This window comes from Mucilaginibacter endophyticus (assembly GCF_003351025.1).
In the GTDB taxonomy this organism is placed as follows: domain Bacteria; phylum Bacteroidota; class Bacteroidia; order Sphingobacteriales; family Sphingobacteriaceae; genus Mucilaginibacter; species Mucilaginibacter endophyticus.
The window spans coordinates 149,571-169,412 of sequence record NZ_QPCG01000008.1; the positions used below are offsets into that span (position 1 = coordinate 149,571).

Sequence of the window (19,842 nt, forward strand, 5' to 3'; positions counted from 1 at the left end):
TCATAAAAAGCGCCCTTTTTTGTGATACAATTTTGTAACTATTAGATATTTAACCTAACGATTGTTTATAAATTCTTTATATTCATTCAAATATTATCATAATCAAGGATACCATGAAAAAGTTATTGTTATGTTGCTTGCCTGTTATGGCCGGCACCCTGAGCTTTGCTCAAACTATTAATGTGGCTGGTAGGGTAAGTAATGAAAAAGGACAGCCGGTTCCATTCGCTTTTATTGCTGACGTAAAAAGCAACCATGCAACTTTTACCGATTCGCTGGGCACATTTGATTTGCCTGCCGAGGCCTCTTCAAAACTAACGGTTAAGGCGTATAACTTTAATGATACTTTAGTTAATGTAAATAACCAAACCAATTTAAATATAAGTCTGAATGGCGATGGGGCAACTCAAGCCGGATCTAAATTGAAAACATCTGTAGTTAATAATTACGATACCTTCAGCTCAAGAATAACCACTATGGCAGCAAACACCAATGCCATATCTGTTACGCGCCACCAGGACGCCACCCGCGGGAGCAGGTATTTATATGATACCTGGGTACACGGTTACGTTACCAGTGCAGCCGATTCGATAGTGGAGAATATACATTATTTATTTAACTATGATAAAATAGGCGGAAGCTTGTTGGTTAATAAAGATAATAGCACCATACTGCAGATAGATGGCAGCAGCTTTAAAACATTTATTTTATTTGATGCACAGGCTAAAGCGCATCCCTTTGCAAAAGTGCCTGCTATTTCGCCACAGCGCTATGTTGAGGTAATTAGCGATGGGCCTAAGTATAAAATTTATAAGGATTTGGCTACCAAGTTCCATAAAGCCGATTTTTCGACCAATGGTCTCGCTTCAACAGGCAATAATTACGACGAGTATATCGATCAGGATTTTTATTATGTTGTAAAGGATGGTGGCCAACCGGTGAAAATGTTATTGAAGAAAAAAGCGATTAAAGAAGTGTTTGCGGCAGATGCAGATAAATTAAATAAATTTATGTCGACCGCGGGTTCGGATGATATTGATGATAACTATATGAAGTTGCTAGGGCAGACGATGAATAAATAGTATTTATGGATCATTATAAACAAGAAATGCCCGGTATATACCGGGCATTTCTTGTTTATAATTCGAGTTAGATCTGATGATTATCCAGTGATCTTTACCAATCATCGAATAGTTTAACAGCTTGTTAGCTATTCTAAATCAGTAGATTTTCCATTGAAAACGAATGTTGAACCACCTTGTGGTGTTACCGTAATGTCTGAAATATAGTATGAAGATGCAGCGATAATAGACACGAATCCTCCCGAGAATGAAGTTACGTTGAAGTTGGCAAACGTAGTGCGATTATAGCCTTTTACAGACGTAACGGCGCCGTTATCTACAATGATATCGTACTCATATGGAGAGCCTGCCGGGTATACAAATGCAGTTTCAAAATGCGCTGGTAAAGTAGGGATAGCAACCGGTGTAGGTGTAGGGTAGTTAATTGAAGCTAATGCCCAATGTGATCCCGTTGTTACTCTAATTAACTTTCCGGTAACTGTATATGAATCAGGACTATTAGTTAATACTCCCGCTAAAAAACTGTCAATGGAAGGAGGAGTGGAACTGTTAGAATTATAGGTTGCCACTTGGTAGGCTTTCATCGCATCCCGGAACTTTTGTCCCCCCTGAAGATCTATGAGACCAATAGTTAATGCAAAAAAATCTTGCCCGGCGACTGTTGATGTTGTTATTTGTGTGCCGTTACTATAAACACCATAAGATGCTCCTAATGCAGGAACACCGTTCACTAAAGTAGGATACGCAGCCTGGTTCCAAACAGGAGTTCCAATAACCTTTACCTCTGCTCCTGACCATACACCCTTATAGGTATCAAAAGTTTCACCGGGTTGCCTTGGCTGTAGCGCTAAATCAGCATAAGTGTAAGTTGGCTGACCGGTGTTCACCTTTGTACTTTTTCCTTTGGCGCTTTCGTCATTAACAGGTTTAAACGAATCTTTTTGGCATGAGCTAAAACCTGCCAGTAACAGCAGCACGCCCCATAATAGTTGTTTTTTCATATTGATTTGTGATATTGTTTATGTAAATAATTATAGTTTACGAAATGTCAAGATTGCCGTTAAATACGAACGATGTCCCGTTAGCACGGTAAATGGTTACTGATACATGGTATATTGTTCCGCTTACCAAATTATAAGTTCCTGTGCCGAAACCGCCGGCCATGCCTTGCTCAATGCCGCCTTTAAATATTTTAGTTATTGAAATGTTGCCATTATTGCCATAAACATCATATACAATAGTATTATCAGCGGGGTCAGGCACCGCGCCGACAAATTTAGGCGCCGTTGGTGCGGCTGGTGTTGGAGTAGGATAACTTACCGAAGCTAACGCCCAATGTGAACCGGTTGTTACCCTGATGAGCTTGCCTGTAACAGTCACATAGCCTCCCATGCCACTTGTATAAGAATCTTTTATATAATCGGATGCTAAAGGAACTTGCCCCTGTCCGCCAAGTTTTTCGTAATTATCGCGGGCTTTCGTATAATTATCGATGTCCTTTTGGAAAGCCTGGAGATCTGGCAAGGCAATGGTTCCTATTGATAGAATAAAGAAATCCTGCCCGGTAGCGACACTTGATGAAATCATATTTCCATTGCTGTAAACTCCATATGACGCATCTAAGCCAGGTATTCCATTTACCAATGTAGGATACGCAACCTGGTTCCAAATAGGTGTTCCTATCATTTTCACTTCTGCCCCCGACCATACACCTTTGTAGGTGTCAAAGCTTTCTCCGGGCTGTCTTGGCTGTAGCACTAAATCAGCATAAGTGTAAGTTGGCTGACCGGTGTTTACCTTTGTTGCTTTCCCTTTGCCGCTTTCGCCATTAACAGGTTTAAACGAATCCTTCCGGCATGAGCTAAAACCCGCCGCTAATAGCAGCACGCCCCATAATAGTTGTTTTTTCATATTGATTTGTGATATTTTTTTATAAAAATATAATATCAATATGGTATTATCAACCCGTATTTTTCTTGTAAACGAGTAGGTGTTTTAACTGAAAATTTAAATATGGCTATATAGTGACTATTGGTTAAAGTATTATTTCTTAGCTACACTGTATTTGCCAGGACCAATAAATATTAAACCGGCAAACATAATAGCGTCTTCAACAGCATGAGCGGCATCGCCAAGCCCGCCGCCGGTACCCAGGTGCATTGACGCGGCTACTATAAGGTTGATAAGCAACAGGATACAAACCGGCCGGAAAGCCAGGCCGATGATGAGCAGGAAACCACCAAAACATTCGGTAACTGCTGCCAGCAATCCCCAAACCACCGGCCAAAAGTGGATGCCCACATATTTCATAGAGGCGCCAAGATGTTCCCAGCTATTTACGCCGCCCATCAGTTTAGGGAAGCCGTGATAAATGAACATAATACCAAGCCCTATGCGGATAATCAGTAGTCCGAAGTTTTTGTAGTTACCTAAATTGCTTAGAAGTGCCATTTTGCAGATGTTTTGTTGATATGAGGGGCTTAAGGTAATAAAAATGTTGGAGGGTATTAAACAGGAGATTTTTAATTCCCTTCTTGAGAGAGTAATAGCCCATCAAAACACAGTCAGAAGGTTTTAAGAATGTGGGCTGTGCGATTCCCTCCCCTGGGAGGGTGTAGGGAGGGGTTTTATCGACAGGCTTATTAGCTAAATGGTGTATAGACCCCTCCCTGCCAATACGCAATCCTAACGCACCCCTCCCAGGGGAGGGAATTGTCAATAGATGGACTATTACTCTCAAGCGAGGAATCGCACATGCCCTCTCCGTTTTTATATCGGGTCTGCTTCTCATCACAATCTATCATATTCAAACTATTGTGCTTATATTAAGTCACTAAATAACCTATATGAGAACAAGCCTTATTTTATCACTATGCATGTTCGCGCTGTCGGCAATAGCGCAAAAAAACACCTTGCGTACGCAGGTGAACACAAAAGCCGATGCCTTACAGCAACAGGTAATAACCTGGCGGCGCGATTTTCATGAACATCCGGAATTGGGCAATCATGAAGTGCGCACATCGGCTATTATCGCAAAGCACCTTCAGTCCTTAGGGATTGAGGTAACTACGGGCGTAGCCACAACGGGGGTAGTTGGAATATTGAAAGGTGGGCATCCCGGCCCGGTGGTAGCGCTTCGCGCAGATATGGACGGCCTGCCGGTTATTGAGCGCACGCCTGTGCCCTTTGCATCCAAAGTAAAAACAACCTATAACGGACAAGAAGTTGGCGTAATGCATGCCTGCGGTCACGATTCGCACATGGCTATCCTGATGGCCGTTGCACAAGTGCTGTCATCAATGAAAGCCGATTTGCATGGCACCGTAAAATTCATTTTTCAGCCGGCGGAAGAAGGTGTTGAGCCCGGACAACAAGGCGGAGCCGAGGAAATGGTAAAGGAGGGTGTGCTGGAAAACCCTAAGGTTGATGTGGTTTTCGGCCTGCACATAAATTCGCAAACCGAAGTGGGTAAAATTACTTACCGGCCGGGTGGCACTATGGCCGGGGTTAATGATATGCAGATTATCGTAAAGGGCCGGTCGGCGCATGGGGCCTATCCATGGTCGAGCGTTGACCCTATTGTAACATCGGCCCAGATCATCAATAACCTGCAAACCATAGTAAGCCGCAATATCAACGTAACCGAAAATCCTGCTGTAGTAACAATTGGCGCTATAAAGGGTGGTAACCGCTCAAATATCATCCCCGAATCGGTAGAAATGCTGGGTACCCTTCGCTCCTTCACCCCGGCCGATGAGAAAATGCTGGTTACCCGGGTGACAGAAATAGCCACCAAAACCGTCGACGCCATGGGGGCAACCGCGACTGTAAAAATTCCTTACAGCAGCCATTACCCTGTAACGTATAACGATCCGGAGCTCACACAAAAAATGGTGCCGAGCCTGCAGCAAACCGCCGGGGCCGTTAATGTGTTATTGCGTCCGCCTGTAACAGGTGCCGAAGATTTTAGCTTTTACCAGGAAAAAGTACCGGGCTTGTTCATATTTTTGGGTGGGATGCCAAAAGGCGGTGATCCGCTGAAAGCGCCATCGCACCATACCCCCGATTTCTATATTGACGAAAGCGGGTTTAGTTTGGGCGTGAAAGCTTTGTGCAATCTCACCATCGACTATATGAATAACAAAACAAAATAATATGAAATACCTATTAGGAATAGTTGTACTGCTTGGTTTGGGATGTAAACAAAACGCAAAGCAAGCTAATGATAAACCAGCCGACAGCGTAGCGGCCGCCAAAACTGATACTGCCCGAAACGGCGAATATCTTGACTGGCATAAAGTAAAGTTAAATGGGAAAATAGATATGCTGTCGAGCTTTACGGCTACCTCTAAAATTTTAAGTAAGCCCGATAGTGTTGTAGCACCTAACTATGAAGACATATCGGTTTCTTATTTTAATGGAGAGAAATTTAAGTATGTGTATTATAAAGGGCTGCAGTTTGAAATGATGAATGACAGCCTGGCATTTGCACAAATAGATTTCAGCAAAGATACAACGCTTTATTTTACGAGTGATAAAATCAGGTTAAGCTATAATACAACGTTAGCCGATTTCAAAAAAGTTTTTCCGAAGACAGCCGAAAAAGAGTTGTCAGGAGCAGATAGGGATAAATACCAGGTAATTGGCCTTGACGTTTCCCAGCCGGCAATAGAGGACAGGTGGATGTTTTGGTTTAGCCATAATGGAGGCAGATTGCTCAAGGTAGAATACTTTATACCCGATTGATATTGATTTAAAGCAGAACGTATTTTTACACAGGCTTATTCGTATATTGAACGGCCTTAATATTTTAGCGTGTGAAATTGTTAAGATCATGAAAAAGCATTTATTACCCCTTTTATGCCTGTGCATGTTTATGAGCAGTTTGCCTGTTATGGCAGCTTCTGTAAAAGCAATGCCTCCTGCCGATACTGTTGCTAAGTTAAGGCCAGAGGTTCGCCAGGTGGTGGAAACTGTAATAAAAGCATCCGGTACTTTTAACATTGAGGCGGTAACAGATCTTTATGCACCTAACGCGGTTGTTGCCGACGAACAACCACCCTTTTCATGGAACGGACAATTGGCCGGTGTGCAATGGATCAACTCGGTACAAAAGGCTGTTAAGGATTTCAAGATTAGCGATTTCAAAGTAGATCTACAGCGGATCAAAACTTTTCAGCAAACCGACGAAATTGTTTACCTGGTAGCCCCCGTTGAATATACCGGCCTTGTAAACGGCGAACATTTTGAAGAACAGGGCGCTTTTTCATTTGTGTTAAGAATAGTGAGCGGTAAATGGCTCATCAAAAGTCAGGCTTGGGTGCCGAGAAACGGCTTGTAAACGCCTGCTATATAAAACCTGTTTATGCAACCTGAATTTATCACTTTTAAAAAATTTGATGACCCTGCTTTGGCGCAGGCATTAACCGATTTGCTTGAAGAAGCCGGTATCGAACATCAAACCGAAAAAGGAGGATTCTCTTTCGACCCTACTTTTGCTGCCAGTGCTGAACTCTCAACAGAATACCGGGTGAAGATCAGTCCTGATGACTTCACCCGCGCCAATGAACTCCTCAATGCCAGCGAGGCTGAAGATATCAAACATGTTGATAAGAGTTATTATCTGTTCAGCTTTACCAATGCCGAATTGATGGAGATTCTGGAGAAAGCCGATGAATGGAGCTCGTTTGACCACCAGCTTGCACGCAAACTGCTTGCCGAACGGGACATTGATGTGAGCGATCAAAAATTGGCCGAGATCAATCAAAACAGGATAGATGAACTTAAGGCTCCGGAAAGCACACAGCGCGAATGGGTGATTATTGGTTATCTCTTTGCTTTATTGGGTGGCGTACTTGGTATTTTTATTGGCTGGATGCTTTCATCGCTTAAAAAGACATTGCCCACCGGCGAAAAGATTTTTGTTTACAGCGAGGCCGACCGCAGGCAAGGGAAAAATATCCTGTACATTTCAATAGTTGTAACGGTGATTGCTGTTGCCTATCGGGTGATCCGGGACATGACGATGCAATAGTAATCCCAATGCCATAAAAGCCGGGATGTAAAGCCTGCCTGCAACCCGATGCTTATTTTTGTGTTCACAATACATATGAGCACAACTAAGATAAAACTGAGCGTGCTCGACCAGTCGCCGATAAGGAAAGGTGCTACTGCCGAGCAGGCCATACAAGAAACCATACAACTGGCAAAATATACCGATACCCTGGGTTATACCCGCTTTTGGATTTCGGAACATCACAATATGGGTATTATAGCGGGCTCTACCCCCGAGGTATTGCTGGCCCACCTGGCAGGTGAAACTAAAAATATGCGCATGGGTTCGGGCGGTATCATGATGCCCAATCACAGCACCCTTAAAGTAGCCGAAAACTTCCGTATGCTGGAGGCCTTGTTCCCCGGCCGGATAGATCTGGGCATGGGCCGTGCGCCGGGGACCGACAGGATTACGGCATCGGCGCTTAACCCTTCAAACCAGTTCAGGGAACAGGATTTTGTAGAGCAGTTGGCCGACCTGCAAAACTACTTTCATGACACCTACGAGCCGGGAACTATCCAGGCGCGTATCAGGGCTATTCCGCAGGTAAAAACTGTACCCAATATGTGGCTGCTGAGTTCAAGCGGGCAAAGCGGTTTGTTTGCGGCGCATTTTGGTATGGGTTTCTCTTTTGCCCATTTTATTAATCCTAATGGCGGGCCCGAAAGTGTTAAAATGTACAAGGAGCGCTTTCAGCCATCGGATGATCTGAAACAACCGGAGGCTAATGTGGCTGTGTTTATTTTCTGTTCGGAAGATCCCGAAAAGGTAAGACAGCACCAGGCTGTGATGGATCACCGCTTTTTACAATTTGAAAAGGGAGGCCCCATCGTTCCGCTAAGTTATGATGATGTAAAGGATGTAGAGTATACGGGAGCCGAGCAGGATCGTATCCGTTATAACCGTTACCGTGTGATAGCAGGTTCGCCTACCGAACTGAAGCTGAAATTAAGCTGGCTCGCCAATGATTATGAGGTTGATGAGATCATGGCTGTTACCATTACCGAAAATTTTGAAGACAGGCTGGAATCGTACCGCTTGCTGGCAGAGCAGTTCGAATTAATATAAGTGTAAGCAAAAATGTCATTTCGATAGAGCTGGGAGAGGTTGAGCGCTGGGGGCGAAAGAGAAATCTTATACGCCATGCAAGTTGTTGTGTATGGCGTATAAGATTTCTCCTCACGGCCACCTCCATAGCCCATCACTGTTCGTTCGAAATGACAAGATGGTTTTTTTAACTATTCCGGGTAAATAACTTTATCTTGAAAATGCCGTTTTAATAACCGAAACGGCATTTTTTGTTGCCGCTATTAGCATTATTTACATATTAAAAATTTTATAAGGCTTTAAATTGTATCTTTGGAAAGATTATAAATAAGTCTATTTTCTACAATTCAATGGTTATTATCATATTCTTCATAGCGCACTGGTTTCTGTCGCTATTCTTTCAAACGTTCTTCCTGCATAGATATGCATCTCATAAAATGTTTACTACTAATAAGTTTTACGAAGGTATGTTTTACCTGTTAACTTACATTTGCCAGGGATCGTCATTCTTAAACCCGCGCGCTTACGCTATTATGCACCGTGAGCACCATGCATACAGTGATACTGAAAAAGACCCTCATTCACCTCATTTTTTTAAGGATGTTTTCCAGATGATGATATACACTGCTAAAAGCTATAGGCTGCATGTTAAAAAGTTGAAAGAGCCTGAGGAGCGTTTTAAAGGTAATATTCCTGAATGGCGCTTTGTTGATTTTATAGGGTCATCTGTAGTCTCCCGTATTTCATTCGGTATCTTATACATTTTGTTTTATGTAGAGTTTGCTACTGCATGGTGGATGTACCTGCTTATTCCAATTCATTTTTTAATGGGCCCTATACATGGCGCTATTGTTAACTGGTGCGGCCATAAGTATGGTTATCAAAATTTTGATAACGGCGATAAGTCAAAAAATACTACCCCGTTTGATTTTTTAATGCTTGGCGAACTGTTCCAGAACAATCACCATAAACATCCAAATAAAGCTAATTTTGGTGCCAAATGGTTTGAGATAGACCCTGTTTATCCCGTTATGAAACTCATGCACTGGATGCGGATCATAAAATTGCGTAAAGCATATTTATAAAGCTTTTAAAGGTTAAAGGCGAAAGGTCAAAGGCAAAAGGTTTTCTTTAATGCTTTTGACCTTTTTTCTTTTAGATTAAGGCCAAAGTCAAAAGGCTTTCTTTTTCGTTTTGCGCCAGATTGCTTTTATGATGGCACAATAAACCTTTTGCCTTTCAGCTTTTACCTTCTTTCCGGCCTTTCACCTTTCACCTCAATCGGCTATCTTTGCCGCTCATAAATACATAAACCCATGAGTGTTTCGTTATTAGCTCAAAATTTACATGGCTCGGAGATCATCAAGATAGCCGGCGAGATCAATGAATTAAAAAGACAAGGCCAAAATATCGCCAACCTTACTATCGGCGATTTCGACTCAAATATTTATCCTATCCCTACCCCGTTAAAGGATAAGATCATTGATGCCTATAATCATAACCAAACCAACTACCCTGCTGCCGATGGTATGCTTGACCTGCGTCAGAGTGTAAGCGGCTTTTTGAAAAGAAGCTTAGGTCTTGATTATGCTCCAAATCAGATCCTGATCTCTGGCGGCTCACGCCCGTTGATTTATTCTATATTTTTAGCGGTAGTTAACCCGGGCGAGAAAGTGGTTTTCCCTGCTCCGTCATGGAACAATAACCACTACAGTGATCTGTTAAACGCAGATGCGGTGATCATCCCGACTGCTCCGGAAAATAATTTCATGCCTACGGCAGATGATATCCGTCCGCATTTAAAAGGAGCGGCATTACTGGCCCTGTGTTCGCCTTTGAACCCAACCGGTACTATGTTCAGTAAAAAAGATCTGGAAGAGATCTGCGACCTTGTAATTGCCGAAAACAAGAGCCGAGCTGCCGGTGAAAAACCATTGTATTTACTGTACGATCAAATCTACTCGCAATTAACCTTTGGCGAGCATAAACATTATGATCCGGTAACCCTTCGCCCTGAATTAAAAGATTACACCATTTTTGTTGATGGCGGTTCAAAATGTTTTGCAGCTACCGGTGTACGTGTAGGCTGGGGTTTTGGTCCGGAGTTGGTTATCGAAAACATGAAGGCTATTGTAGGCCACATGGGTGCATGGTCGCCAAAGCCAGAGCAAATGGCCATGGCTAAATTTTTAACCAATGAGGCTGATGTAAATAGCTATCTTGATGATCTTAAAGAAAAGATCCAGGCCAGCCTTACCGCCCTGCATGAAGGTTTCCAGGAAATGAAAGCCGGAGGATTGAACGTTGATTCAATTGAACCGATGGGCGCGATTTACCTGACCCTGAAAATTGACTACAGCGGCAAAACCACGCCTGACGGAAAAGTGCTGAAAGATTCGGCAGATATTAACTTTTACCTGATCAAAGAAGCGGGAGCGGCATTTGTGCCATTCTCGGCTTTTGGTACCGGCGATGACGTAAACTGGTTCCGTGCTTCGGTTGGTGCTACGCCACTTAACGAAATTGAAGCTTTGATACCAAGGGTAAAAGCTGCACTGGAAAAATTGAAGTAAACTTTGGGGCAGGAGCATTTTTCCGCTACTTTCAACCAACCAGTATGGTTTCATGCACCATAGGTGTTGCCTGTTTGTAGCACGAATAAAAAATAGCTTTTTGCGCCGGTAGGTGCTACCCTTCCGGTTTTATCAGGAAAATTTAGGGTAACCTCTACGAGGCAAAAAGATTATATGGTGTTGTTTCTACAAATAGGTATCCCCTCCGGGGAATCAGAAAATATAATAGTGCGATATGGTTATATCGCAGTTCAACAAAAAAAGCCGCTCATCGCGGCTTTTTTTATATATCAAGTTTATTAGAAATCTATTCCTCAACCATCTCGCTGTTGGGACTGGCTATTTCGGGCTTTTCGTGTTTAAAATAGCGTTTCTGGTACAGTAATATCATAATTACGCCCACACAGATGGATGCATCGGCAAGGTTAAATATCGGCCTGAAAAACTCAAACGATTCGCCCGCCCAAAACGGGAACCACGAAGGATATGTACCCTGTAACAGCGGAAAGTAAAACATATCAACAACCTTACCGTGAAACAAAGGGGCATATTTATACATCAAGCCATAAAAGGTCGAATCGATAATATTACCCATAGCGCCGGCTAAAATAAGCGCCACGTTCATGATAAGGCCGCGATGGTATTTGTGTTTAATTAAATAAACAAGGGTGTAAATTATACCACAAACCGCAACAATACGAAACAGCGTTAAAGCCAGTTTACCCGCATCGCCGCCCCACTCTAAGCCAAAGGCCATGCCATTGTTTTCGGTATAACGCAACATGCCCCGGCTTCCCAGCAGGTGAATTTCTTCGCCCATGTGCATATGCGCCCGAACCCAGGTTTTGATGATCTGGTCGGCAAGGATGATAAAAGCAGCAGTTAAAAAAGGTTTGGTATAAGCAGCCTTCATTTATTGCTTTAATTTAGCTTCCATTGAAAGGGTAGTGTGCGGAACGGCACGTAAACGCTCTTTCGGGATCAGCTTGCCTGTTTCGCGGCAAACACCGTAAGTTTTATTTTCAATACGTACAAGCGCGGCTTCAAGCTGCTCAATAAATTTTTTCTGACGCGCGGCCAATTGGTTTATCTGCTCTTTTTCAAGCGTGGCCGAACCATCTTCTAATGTTTTGTAAGTACCGGCAGTATCATCGGTGCCGTTGGCATTAGGCGAACTCAATGACGTTGCCAATGAGTTTAATTCCTCGCGGGCAATGCGCATTTTATCCAGGATAATCCCTTTAAATTCTTGCAGGTCAGCTTCAGAATATCTGGTTTTTTCTTGTTCTTGTTTCATTATACTTTACTAATAGCAATCAATATTTCTTGTTCGTCAATTGTAACAGGTTCACCCACGGTAATGTCATCCACAAACACAATGCTGTCGGCCAAAATTTCGGCGCAAATATAGGTTAAATTGTTCTCCACGGCCGCTCTGATCACCGGGTTGCTGCTTAGCTGCACGTTTATCCTATCAGTTACTTCAAATCCTTTGGTCTTACGCATATTCTGCACACGGTTGATAAACTCGCGCGAAATGCCTTCCTGTTTTAATTCGTTGGTTATGGTAACATCTAAAGCCACGGTTAGTTTTCCCAAATTTGCAACCTGCCATCCGGGAACGTCTTCGGCTATGATTTCTACGTCGGTAGCTAATACTTCGTATTTGCCATCAAGTACAAGGATATTGCCGTTAGTTTCTAACGCGGCGATATCATCCTGGGTGAAATTTGTGATGGCTTCGGCTACAACTTTCATATCCTTACCTACTTTTTGGCCTAAGGCCTTAAAGTTTGGCTTTATTTTCTTTTTGATGAAACCTGCGGTATCGGTAATATACTCAATATCCTTAATGTTAGTTTCAGACAAAATAAGGTCCTTAACCTGCTCAACGTGTAATTTAAAGCTTTTATCCAGTATTGGCAATAAAATTTTGCTCAAAGGCTGGCGTACGTTGATATTCACCTTTTTACGTAATGAAAGCGTTAGTGATGAAACATCCTGTGCAAGCTGCATACGCTCTTCCAGCTCGGCGTCAACCAGTGCGCTGTTGTACTCAGGGAAATAAGCCAGGTGTACTGACTCAAACTCTTCTTTTCCGGTAACAGCGTTCAGATCGCAATATAACCTGTCGGCAAAGAACGGCGCTATTGGCGACATCAGTTTGCTGATAGCTATCAAGCAGGTATATAAAGTTTGATAAGCCGAAAGCTTATCTTCAGAATCATCTGATTTCCAGAAACGGCGACGGCTTAAACGGATAAACCAGTTGCTGAAATGCACATCCACAAATTCCTGGATAGCACGGGCTGCCTTAGTAGGTTCAAAATCGGCATAGTAACCGTCAACCTCTTTGCTCAGTGTGTTTAGCAGGGATATGATCCAACGGTCAATCTCCGGACGTTTGCTGTGCTCTATTTCAGGCTCACTATAAGTGAACTTATCAATATTGGCATATAATGTAAAGAACGAGTAAGTGTTGTACAGCGTACCAAAAAACTTACGCCTAACTTCATCTATACCTTCTTCATTGAATTTAAGGTTATCCCATGGCGATGCATTGCTGATCATGTACCAGCGGGCAGCATCGGCACCATATTTTTCGATGGTAGCGAAGGGATCAACGGCATTGCCTAAACGTTTAGACATTTTGTTGCCGTTTTTATCCAGTACCAGGCCGTTTGAAACCACGTTTTTAAACGCGATACCTTTATTGCCCACCTGTTCGTTGATAGCTTTTACCTCATCGCTTGCTTCGCTTAGCATTACGGCTATAGCGTGCAGGGTGAAGAACCAGCCGCGGGTTTGGTCAACACCTTCGGCAATGAAATCGGCAGGGTAAGCGTTTTTAAACTCTTCCCGGCCTTCAAACGGGAAATGCCATTGTGCATAAGGCATAGCGCCCGAATCAAACCAAACGTCAATCAGGTCGGGCTCACGGAACATTTTGTTACCGGTTGACGATACTAAAACAACATCATCAACATAAGGGCGGTGCATATCTTCCAACGTAAAGCCTTCGGGCATAAAACCGGCTTTGACTGATTTTTCGATCTCGGCATTTAGCTCGGCAATTGAGCCTATGCAAATCTCTTCGGCGCCGTTTTCCTCGCGCCAGATAGGCAGCGGGGTACCCCAGTAGCGTGAACGCGAAAGGTTCCAGTCAACCAGGTTTTCCAGCCAGTTGCCAAAGCGGCCTGTGCCGGTTGATTCAGGTTTCCAGTTGATTGTTTTGTTCAATTCCACCATTTTATCCTTAACCGCTGTGGTACGGATAAACCAGCTGTCAAGCGGATAATATAATATCGGCTCGTCGCTGCGCCATGAGTGCGGGTAGCTGTGTTCGTATTTCTTAACGTCAAACGCGCGGTTCTCGGTTTTTAATTTAATAGAGATCAGTACGTCGGTTGGTTTAAAACCTTCTTCGGCACGTTCAGCATCAGTATAATATTCTTCTTTAACGTAACGGCCGGCGTAATCGGTAACCTCGTCAACAAAACGGCCCTGTTTGTTCACTAAAGGAACATCTTTGCCTGTTTCGTCTTTCACCATTACCGATGGTACGTTGTTTTCCTTACAGGCCCTGAAGTCATCCGCGCCAAAAACAGACGCGGTGTGTACAATACCGGTACCATCTTCGGTAGTAACGAAATCAGCAGGGATAACACGGAAAGCGTTTTTCTCCAGGTCTTCGTTAGTTACGTAAGGCATCAGTTGCTCGTAGTGGATCCCCACTAATTCTTCACCTAATATGTAACCTGTCTTTAATCCTTTCCTATCGTAAAAGAATGGAATAAGTTTATTGGAAGGATTGTATCTTAGTTCAGATTCATCATTTACAACAAATCCATTATTCCCTCCTAATAATTTCAGAACCAACGCATCTGCAAGTATTACTGTTATAGGAAGACCGGTATACCTATTAAATGTTTTAATTTTAACATATCTAATGTCTGGACCTACCGCTAAAGCACAGTTTGATGGCAGAGTCCACGGCGTAGTTGTCCAGGCCAGGATAAATACCTCTGTATCTATGCCATTAAACAAAAACTCCGAATCCCCATCGCGTTTAACTTTAAACTGCGCGGTTATGGTGGTATCCTTCACCATTTTGTAGGTACCTGGCTGGTTAAGCTCATGCGAGCTCAAACCGGTGCCCGATTTTGGCGAGTATGGCTGTACGGTATAACCTTTGTACAGCATATCTTTTTTATGCAGTTCCTTCAGGATCCACCAAAGGCTTTCAATGTATTCGTTTTTATAAGTGATGTACGGATCGTTCAGGTCAACCCAGTAACCCATTTTCTCGGTCAGGTCGTTCCAAACGTCGGTATAGCGCATTACCTCCTTGCGGCAGGCATCGTTATAATCTTTTACACTTATTTTTTTGCCGATATCATCTTTAGTGATGCCCAAAGCTTTTTCAACGGCAAGCTCAATAGGCAAACCGTGGGTGTCCCAGCCGCCTTTACGTTTTACCTGGTAGCCTTTAAGGGTTTTGTAACGGCAAAAAATATCTTTAATAGAACGCGCCATTACGTGGTGAATACCGGGCATACCGTTAGCGCTCGGCGGCCCTTCATAAAAAGTATAAGGGTTACCCGCCGGACGGCTGGTAATGCTTTTCTCGAAAATATTTTTCTGTTTCCAGAAGTCCAGTATCTCTTTGCCGGTTTGCGATAAATTTAACTGCTTATATTCCTTGTACATCTATTATTTCACCTCGTTTTTAAGAGGTTGCAAAAATACAGAAATTAAAAATGATTTTTTTAATTTACGCCGATGAAAAATAAAGCAAAACGCTCTGTTTATCTTTTATTAATAGGTATTATCCTGTTTTCGGCAGGGATGGCCATTCCCAGTGGCCCGGCCGAGAATTGGGACGATTACGCGCGCGGTGCCGGCGCCGGATTATTCATTGCTGGTTTTATAGGTCTGGTGACCTGTTTAATTGAGGTTGTGAAGGAAAATAAGTAAATCATAAGTCCCGGGTTCTAAGTCGTAAGTTCTAAGTCTCAAGTCGTAAGTTCAAAGTCGGATATGTTATTAAATGGCCTAGCTCAGATTTGTGGGGGGTATTTTGGGTTGTTAAGTTTCTGGTATACAGCATGTAATGTTGATAAACAAGACTTAAGACTAAAAACTTCAGACTTAATACTTTTTTACGCTTGTTTAAACACTAAAACTTTAGTTGATGCGTTATTGATAAGATTAAAAAATAAAAGCCTCCTTGCACTCGCTGCTTGGAGGCTTTAAACCTAAACCTTATCACAAATCAAGGTGGTAACCTTGTATTGAAATAGCTGCAAATCTAATACATGGATTGTTAAAATCAAAAAAAAACCGACGAATAGGATAAATGTATCGATGGATTGGCAAAAATTATCATTTTTCGTTCAAATATTTCTAAAAAAGCAATACGTTGGGTTACTTTCTAATCTTCCATATTAGGAGAAAAGGTTAAGAGGGGTGTAAATACCTCTTAAAACTTACGGAAGTATACGGGCTTTTGCAGGTTATTTTAATCCGGCGACCTGAGATCTTATCTGGTAAAATAAAGGACGGTTCTCCATGTTCTCATTCATACATGCGTCCCTAAGCTCTTCAAGTTTTAATACTAACAGCGAATCTACTTCATTGCACAAACTTATAAGGTCATCAAGTAAACAGCCATATGCCCGTACTTCCAGCGATTCAAGCTTTTTTGCGGTTTCCGTATCCGAATGATCATAAAAGCAGGCCGCGCCAAAGTCGCTGAATAGGGTATTAGCATCATCATCAACCAAAATGTTATGGGCGTACAGGTCGCTGTGCATAATGCCTTTGCTGTGCAGGTGCTCCGCTACAGATGCAATGGTTCCTGCAATTTTTAAAATATGAACAGGTGAAAGGCCCATACCGGTTTTAAAAACATCCCGCGTACAGCTTACCAGGCTGGGTGGCATGCCCAGGTTGTAAAAAGTTTGTGGTATGAGTTTCATCACCAACCCTTTTTTGCCTTCGGGGTGATTGCTGATCTGACCAATCAGTTCTACCAGTCCTTCATGATTACCCGCGGTGATACAGGCGTTCATTTCGTCCTCTGGCAGGCCATCGCTGGTAACTGCTCCTTTAAATATTTTAACCGCAACCTCGCTAATTTCATGATTGTGGTTCCAGGTAGCTTTAGAGATAATTCCCGAAGCCCCTTCACCAAGCAACTGGTTAATTTCCAGTTCGTGGCTGTCAATCAACTCAAGCGGCTGAACTATTGGTTTGTAGCTAAACGGATTACCCGAAAAAGCCAGCCATGATAGTTTAGGCATAGACAAGAGCCACTCAGGAAACTCATTTAACTGATTAGCAGAGATCCGGAGCAATTCCAGGTTACGACAATTGGCAAGTGAAACTGGTAATTCGGTTAATTTGTTGCCTGCAAGCATTAGTTTCTGCATCCTGCTGCAATTGCCTATTTCGGCAGGTAATTCGGCAATGCTGTTGTTGGTAAGAATAAACCAGCGAAGATTTGGATTAACCGAGGCCGGTGGTACAGTTTCTATCCGGTTTGATTTGAAGCCCACAATATCCAGCAAGGGGCAATCGGCCAGTACTTCGGGCAAAACCGTAAATTGGTTTTCTGAACAGAAAAAAATCTTCAGTTTTTTGAGCCTGCCAAAATCTGCAGGTAACGAGCTCAGGTTATTGAAGGAGAGATCAAGATACTCCAACGTATCTGCCAATTCAAAAATCTCGACCGGAAAGCTTGAAAGTTGTTCAGATAGCTTAAGTGATACGGCTCCTTTTAGCTCTCCGTTTTGTAACTGCTTTAATGTTTGCATAGACTGAGGCAAAAGAACAAAAAAAGCCTAATATTTAAGTTAGTTCCGATGGAAACTACAGCAACCTTAAGCCAAGTGCCCGGGTGTACGTAACAAATAAGATGGATTTCCGAAGTACATCGATAGTAGATACTTTTCCTTTTAATCGGTCGTTTGTTGCGAAAACCCTAATACGTTTATGCATAAGAAAGTGCAGCTGGCACATATCCGTTATAATACAAACAGCAACGGCCAAACCGAATGCTGGCGCCTTGTACTCGACGGCGAAGAGATCCTGGTAGAATCTGTTCAGATACAGGCACCGGTTTTTACTTCAAGAGACTGGATTGAACCAATCGGTCAGTTTAAGCACCATATATCAGTAAAAGATTGTGACGTTGTCGTAAGTGATGACGGTGATGCTGTCATTACAGAACATAAAGTTTGATTTGGATTTGATAGTCGATTCAGCTGTTTCTTAAGAAGCCATTTAAAATAAAAATTATTCATAGCCGTTGGTTTTAACCAACGGAAAAAAGCTAAAAGGTCTTGGCTTTAGCCTAATTTACAATCGGATTTAGGCTAAAGCCATCTTGCGGTTACTCATTATCCCGTTGGTTAAAACCAACGGCAATGAAGTTTTGCTTGCTTGTAATCTGCATTTATAGATTTTAAACAGCTCCTAAGAGATCTTGTATTTCTTAATCTACATCATTTTATTGTTTTGTCGTTTTACCCAATTTTGATTTATCAGCAAAGGATCAAAATATAATACTTCAATCAATTTAAATATCTACTTTATGAATTACGCTACATCAACACCCCAACAATCAACCATAAATACATGTGTAGGTTTACGACAGTTGCTTCGGTATTTGGTTGCAGTGGCTGCTTTGGTTTTATCAGGTGCGGCTACAGGTTTTGCACAAACCCAGAAACTGGCTGCGCCGGGCACATCTGAAGTATTGGGACAAATAGATAGTATAACAATAGCTGTTGCTGTTCAGGCGCCATCCAACCAGCAAACTCCGCTGCAGGTAATTTGTGTTTTTCAATATACCGAAGGGGACATTTTTAATTCGCCACCCGCCTTGCCCCGCAATCTGAATGGCCTGGTGCACGTGGATGATGCATTAAAAGGAATGCTTACCGAATTGAGAAAAAGCGGCAGGTTTGAAGGTCATGCATTGGAAACCATACTAATTACACCACCCGCAGGTAGTATGCCTGCCGAAAAATTGCTGATCATAGGCCTTGGAGACAGAAAAACCTTCAATCCGGAACTAATGACAAGCGTTGGCCGAGTAGAGATGCGTGAAGCTTTACGCTTAGGGGTAAGTAGCTACTCGCATGCCAGTGATTTAAAAGACGCAGGAATTGACTCACCTACAGGCGCGGTAGCAGTTAACGTAATTAAAGGCGCTATAAACGCTTATGAAACCGAGCGTTTTTTAAAAGGGCACTCGCTTACGGCTTTTCAACCCATGGCTAAAATAACGCTGCTTGCAGGACCTGCTTTTTTTCAAATCACAGCCGATGCTGTTAAGGCCTTTCTTGCTACTTCAAAAGGTAATTAACCAATCTGAACGATCAGTGTGTTATTTAACTTTTACTTTACGTAGGTTGTTTAATTTTGGCGGATGCAACAATTTGATACTCCTCCTGCTGATCATGAACTGTTGGAAATGCTTAGGGACGATAACATCACCGCTTTTGATGTATTGTTCAATCGCTATTGGAAATCACTTTTTATAGCTGCCCAGACAAGGTTAGGAGATGATGAGGCCGCGAAAGATATTGTGCAGAACCTGTTGATTGACGTTTGGCAAAAGCGGGGTGAGCTTCAGATTAACACGTCTCTTGAGCAGTTTTTATTTGGCGCGGTTAAACGTAAGGTATTAAATCATTTTCGCTCTGAAGCCATCAGGCAAAACGCCATGGAAAATGCTTTAAGCCGTATTAATGATATTATTTATAAAGAAGAAAACCTGGTATCCTACTTTAACCTGGAAAAAATTGTAAGTGAAGAGGTAGAAGATATGCCGGTTAATATGAAGCGCGCTTTCCTGTTACGTAGTGACAGTTATTCGGTAAAAGAAATCGCGGAGAACCTCAATCTCGCTGAGCAAACGGTATCAAACAATATTACCGAAGCCCTGAAACGTTTAAAACGCCGTCTTAAAGTTGAATACCCCGACCGGTATATTAACTGCTTTGTTTGTCTCGTCATCCTGTTTACACAAAGTTAACAGAAAGTTGATGTAAAATAGAAGTAGTAAAAGCGGCTT

19 protein-coding genes are annotated in these 19,842 nt (G+C 42.6%); 12 read left to right on the top strand and 7 right to left on the bottom strand.

Going from position 1 to position 19,842, the window contains the following annotated elements; translation table 11 throughout:
- The first annotated feature begins 113 nt into the window (after window positions 1-113).
- Complete coding sequence (locus DUL71_RS26935) at window positions 114-1,082, top strand: carboxypeptidase-like regulatory domain-containing protein (protein WP_114940940.1); 969 nt, start codon at window positions 114-116, stop codon at window positions 1,080-1,082.
- Between the two features lie 128 nt (window positions 1,083-1,210).
- Here the strand turns inward: DUL71_RS26935 and DUL71_RS26940 are convergent, their stop codons facing one another.
- From DUL71_RS26940 to DUL71_RS26950, 3 genes are all read right to left on the bottom strand, one after another.
- Window positions 1,211-2,083, bottom strand: a complete 873-nt coding sequence (locus DUL71_RS26940; protein WP_114940941.1) for a hypothetical protein — start codon at window positions 2,081-2,083, stop codon at window positions 1,211-1,213.
- Window positions 2,084-2,120: 37 nt separating this feature from the next.
- Window positions 2,121-2,993, bottom strand: a complete 873-nt coding sequence (locus DUL71_RS26945) for a hypothetical protein (RefSeq protein WP_114940942.1) — start codon at window positions 2,991-2,993, stop codon at window positions 2,121-2,123.
- Window positions 2,994-3,125: 132 nt separating this feature from the next.
- Window positions 3,126-3,533 carry a DoxX family protein gene (locus DUL71_RS26950; RefSeq protein ID WP_114940943.1) on the bottom strand — a complete coding sequence of 136 codons (408 nt, stop codon included), beginning with the start codon at window positions 3,531-3,533 and terminating at the stop codon, window positions 3,126-3,128.
- A gap of 395 nt (window positions 3,534-3,928) precedes the next feature.
- Here DUL71_RS26950 and DUL71_RS26960 point away from each other — a divergent pair, with 395 nt between their 5' ends.
- From DUL71_RS26960 to DUL71_RS26990, 7 genes are all read left to right on the top strand, one after another.
- Window positions 3,929-5,236, top strand: coding sequence for an amidohydrolase (locus tag DUL71_RS26960; protein WP_114940945.1), 1,308 nt, complete (start codon window positions 3,929-3,931; stop codon window positions 5,234-5,236).
- Window position 5,237: 1 nt separating this feature from the next.
- Complete coding sequence (locus DUL71_RS26965; protein WP_114940946.1) at window positions 5,238-5,828, top strand: hypothetical protein; 591 nt, start codon at window positions 5,238-5,240, stop codon at window positions 5,826-5,828.
- A gap of 88 nt (window positions 5,829-5,916) precedes the next feature.
- The gene (locus DUL71_RS26970; protein WP_154402485.1) at window positions 5,917-6,423 is read left to right on the top strand and encodes a Cif family virulence factor; all 507 of its coding nucleotides are present in this window, start codon (window positions 5,917-5,919) and stop codon (window positions 6,421-6,423) included.
- A gap of 24 nt (window positions 6,424-6,447) precedes the next feature.
- Window positions 6,448-7,116, top strand: a complete 669-nt coding sequence (locus DUL71_RS26975) for a hypothetical protein (protein WP_114940948.1) — start codon at window positions 6,448-6,450, stop codon at window positions 7,114-7,116.
- Between the two features lie 75 nt (window positions 7,117-7,191).
- On the top strand, window positions 7,192-8,205 hold the full coding sequence (locus tag DUL71_RS26980) for an LLM class flavin-dependent oxidoreductase (protein WP_114940949.1): 1,014 nt from the start codon (window positions 7,192-7,194) through the stop codon (window positions 8,203-8,205).
- 329 nt (window positions 8,206-8,534) lie between these two features.
- The gene (locus tag DUL71_RS26985; protein WP_114940950.1) at window positions 8,535-9,269 is read left to right on the top strand and encodes an acyl-CoA desaturase; all 735 of its coding nucleotides are present in this window, start codon (window positions 8,535-8,537) and stop codon (window positions 9,267-9,269) included.
- A gap of 231 nt (window positions 9,270-9,500) precedes the next feature.
- Entirely contained in the window at window positions 9,501-10,757 is a 1,257-nt protein-coding gene (locus DUL71_RS26990) for a pyridoxal phosphate-dependent aminotransferase (protein ID WP_114940951.1), read from the top strand.
- 307 nt (window positions 10,758-11,064) lie between these two features.
- Here DUL71_RS26990 and DUL71_RS26995 read toward each other — a convergent pair whose 3' ends face one another.
- From DUL71_RS26995 to ileS, 3 genes are read right to left on the bottom strand one after another with little or no spacing between them, the layout of a single operon-like run.
- Entirely contained in the window at window positions 11,065-11,670 is a 606-nt protein-coding gene (locus tag DUL71_RS26995; protein WP_112571319.1) for a lipoprotein signal peptidase, read from the bottom strand.
- Window positions 11,671-12,054, bottom strand: coding sequence for a TraR/DksA family transcriptional regulator (locus DUL71_RS27000; RefSeq protein WP_090533802.1), 384 nt, complete (start codon window positions 12,052-12,054; stop codon window positions 11,671-11,673).
- Window positions 12,054-15,467, bottom strand: a complete 3,414-nt coding sequence (gene ileS / locus DUL71_RS27005; RefSeq protein WP_114940952.1) for an isoleucine--tRNA ligase — start codon at window positions 15,465-15,467, stop codon at window positions 12,054-12,056. The genes DUL71_RS27000 and ileS overlap by 1 nt, the downstream gene beginning before the upstream one ends.
- 72 nt (window positions 15,468-15,539) lie before the next feature.
- On the opposite strand from ileS, the gene DUL71_RS27010 reads away from it, so the two are divergent.
- The gene (locus DUL71_RS27010; protein ID WP_114940953.1) at window positions 15,540-15,734 is read left to right on the top strand and encodes a hypothetical protein; all 195 of its coding nucleotides are present in this window, start codon (window positions 15,540-15,542) and stop codon (window positions 15,732-15,734) included.
- A gap of 539 nt (window positions 15,735-16,273) precedes the next feature.
- On the opposite strand, the gene DUL71_RS27015 is transcribed toward DUL71_RS27010, so the two are convergent.
- On the bottom strand, window positions 16,274-17,575 hold the full coding sequence (locus DUL71_RS27015; protein ID WP_114940954.1) for a leucine-rich repeat-containing protein kinase family protein: 1,302 nt from the start codon (window positions 17,573-17,575) through the stop codon (window positions 16,274-16,276).
- Window positions 17,576-17,753: 178 nt separating this feature from the next.
- On the opposite strand from DUL71_RS27015, the gene DUL71_RS27020 reads away from it, so the two are divergent.
- From DUL71_RS27020 to DUL71_RS27030, 3 genes are all read left to right on the top strand, one after another.
- Window positions 17,754-18,002, top strand: a complete 249-nt coding sequence (locus tag DUL71_RS27020) for a hypothetical protein (protein ID WP_114940955.1) — start codon at window positions 17,754-17,756, stop codon at window positions 18,000-18,002.
- Window positions 18,003-18,354: 352 nt separating this feature from the next.
- A complete protein-coding gene (locus tag DUL71_RS27025) occupies window positions 18,355-19,131 on the top strand; it encodes a M17 family peptidase N-terminal domain-containing protein (protein WP_114940956.1) in 777 nt (258 codons plus the stop codon).
- A 63-nt stretch (window positions 19,132-19,194) separates the two neighbouring features.
- Window positions 19,195-19,803 carry an RNA polymerase sigma factor gene (locus DUL71_RS27030; protein WP_114940957.1) on the top strand — a complete coding sequence of 203 codons (609 nt, stop codon included), beginning with the start codon at window positions 19,195-19,197 and terminating at the stop codon, window positions 19,801-19,803.
- Window positions 19,804-19,842: the final 39 nt, after the last annotated feature.

Coding starts and splice junctions, on each gene's coding strand:
- DUL71_RS26935 (WP_114940940.1), top strand. CDS start 114: ATGAAAAAGTTATTGTTATGTTGCTTGCCTGTTATGGCCGGCACCCTG.
- DUL71_RS26940 (WP_114940941.1), bottom strand. CDS start 2,083: ATGAAAAAACAACTATTATGGGGCGTGCTGCTGTTACTGGCAGGTTTT.
- DUL71_RS26945 (WP_114940942.1), bottom strand. CDS start 2,993: ATGAAAAAACAACTATTATGGGGCGTGCTGCTATTAGCGGCGGGTTTT.
- DUL71_RS26950 (WP_114940943.1), bottom strand. CDS start 3,533: ATGGCACTTCTAAGCAATTTAGGTAACTACAAAAACTTCGGACTACTG.
- DUL71_RS26960 (WP_114940945.1), top strand. CDS start 3,929: ATGAGAACAAGCCTTATTTTATCACTATGCATGTTCGCGCTGTCGGCA.
- DUL71_RS26965 (WP_114940946.1), top strand. CDS start 5,238: ATGAAATACCTATTAGGAATAGTTGTACTGCTTGGTTTGGGATGTAAA.
- DUL71_RS26970 (WP_154402485.1), top strand. CDS start 5,917: ATGAAAAAGCATTTATTACCCCTTTTATGCCTGTGCATGTTTATGAGC.
- DUL71_RS26975 (WP_114940948.1), top strand. CDS start 6,448: ATGCAACCTGAATTTATCACTTTTAAAAAATTTGATGACCCTGCTTTG.
- DUL71_RS26980 (WP_114940949.1), top strand. CDS start 7,192: ATGAGCACAACTAAGATAAAACTGAGCGTGCTCGACCAGTCGCCGATA.
- DUL71_RS26985 (WP_114940950.1), top strand. CDS start 8,535: ATGGTTATTATCATATTCTTCATAGCGCACTGGTTTCTGTCGCTATTC.
- DUL71_RS26990 (WP_114940951.1), top strand. CDS start 9,501: ATGAGTGTTTCGTTATTAGCTCAAAATTTACATGGCTCGGAGATCATC.
- DUL71_RS26995 (WP_112571319.1), bottom strand. CDS start 11,670: ATGAAGGCTGCTTATACCAAACCTTTTTTAACTGCTGCTTTTATCATC.
- DUL71_RS27000 (WP_090533802.1), bottom strand. CDS start 12,054: ATGAAACAAGAACAAGAAAAAACCAGATATTCTGAAGCTGACCTGCAA.
- ileS (WP_114940952.1), bottom strand. CDS start 15,467: ATGTACAAGGAATATAAGCAGTTAAATTTATCGCAAACCGGCAAAGAG.
- DUL71_RS27010 (WP_114940953.1), top strand. CDS start 15,540: ATGAAAAATAAAGCAAAACGCTCTGTTTATCTTTTATTAATAGGTATT.
- DUL71_RS27015 (WP_114940954.1), bottom strand. CDS start 17,575: ATGCAAACATTAAAGCAGTTACAAAACGGAGAGCTAAAAGGAGCCGTA.
- DUL71_RS27020 (WP_114940955.1), top strand. CDS start 17,754: ATGCATAAGAAAGTGCAGCTGGCACATATCCGTTATAATACAAACAGC.
- DUL71_RS27025 (WP_114940956.1), top strand. CDS start 18,355: ATGAATTACGCTACATCAACACCCCAACAATCAACCATAAATACATGT.
- DUL71_RS27030 (WP_114940957.1), top strand. CDS start 19,195: ATGCAACAATTTGATACTCCTCCTGCTGATCATGAACTGTTGGAAATG.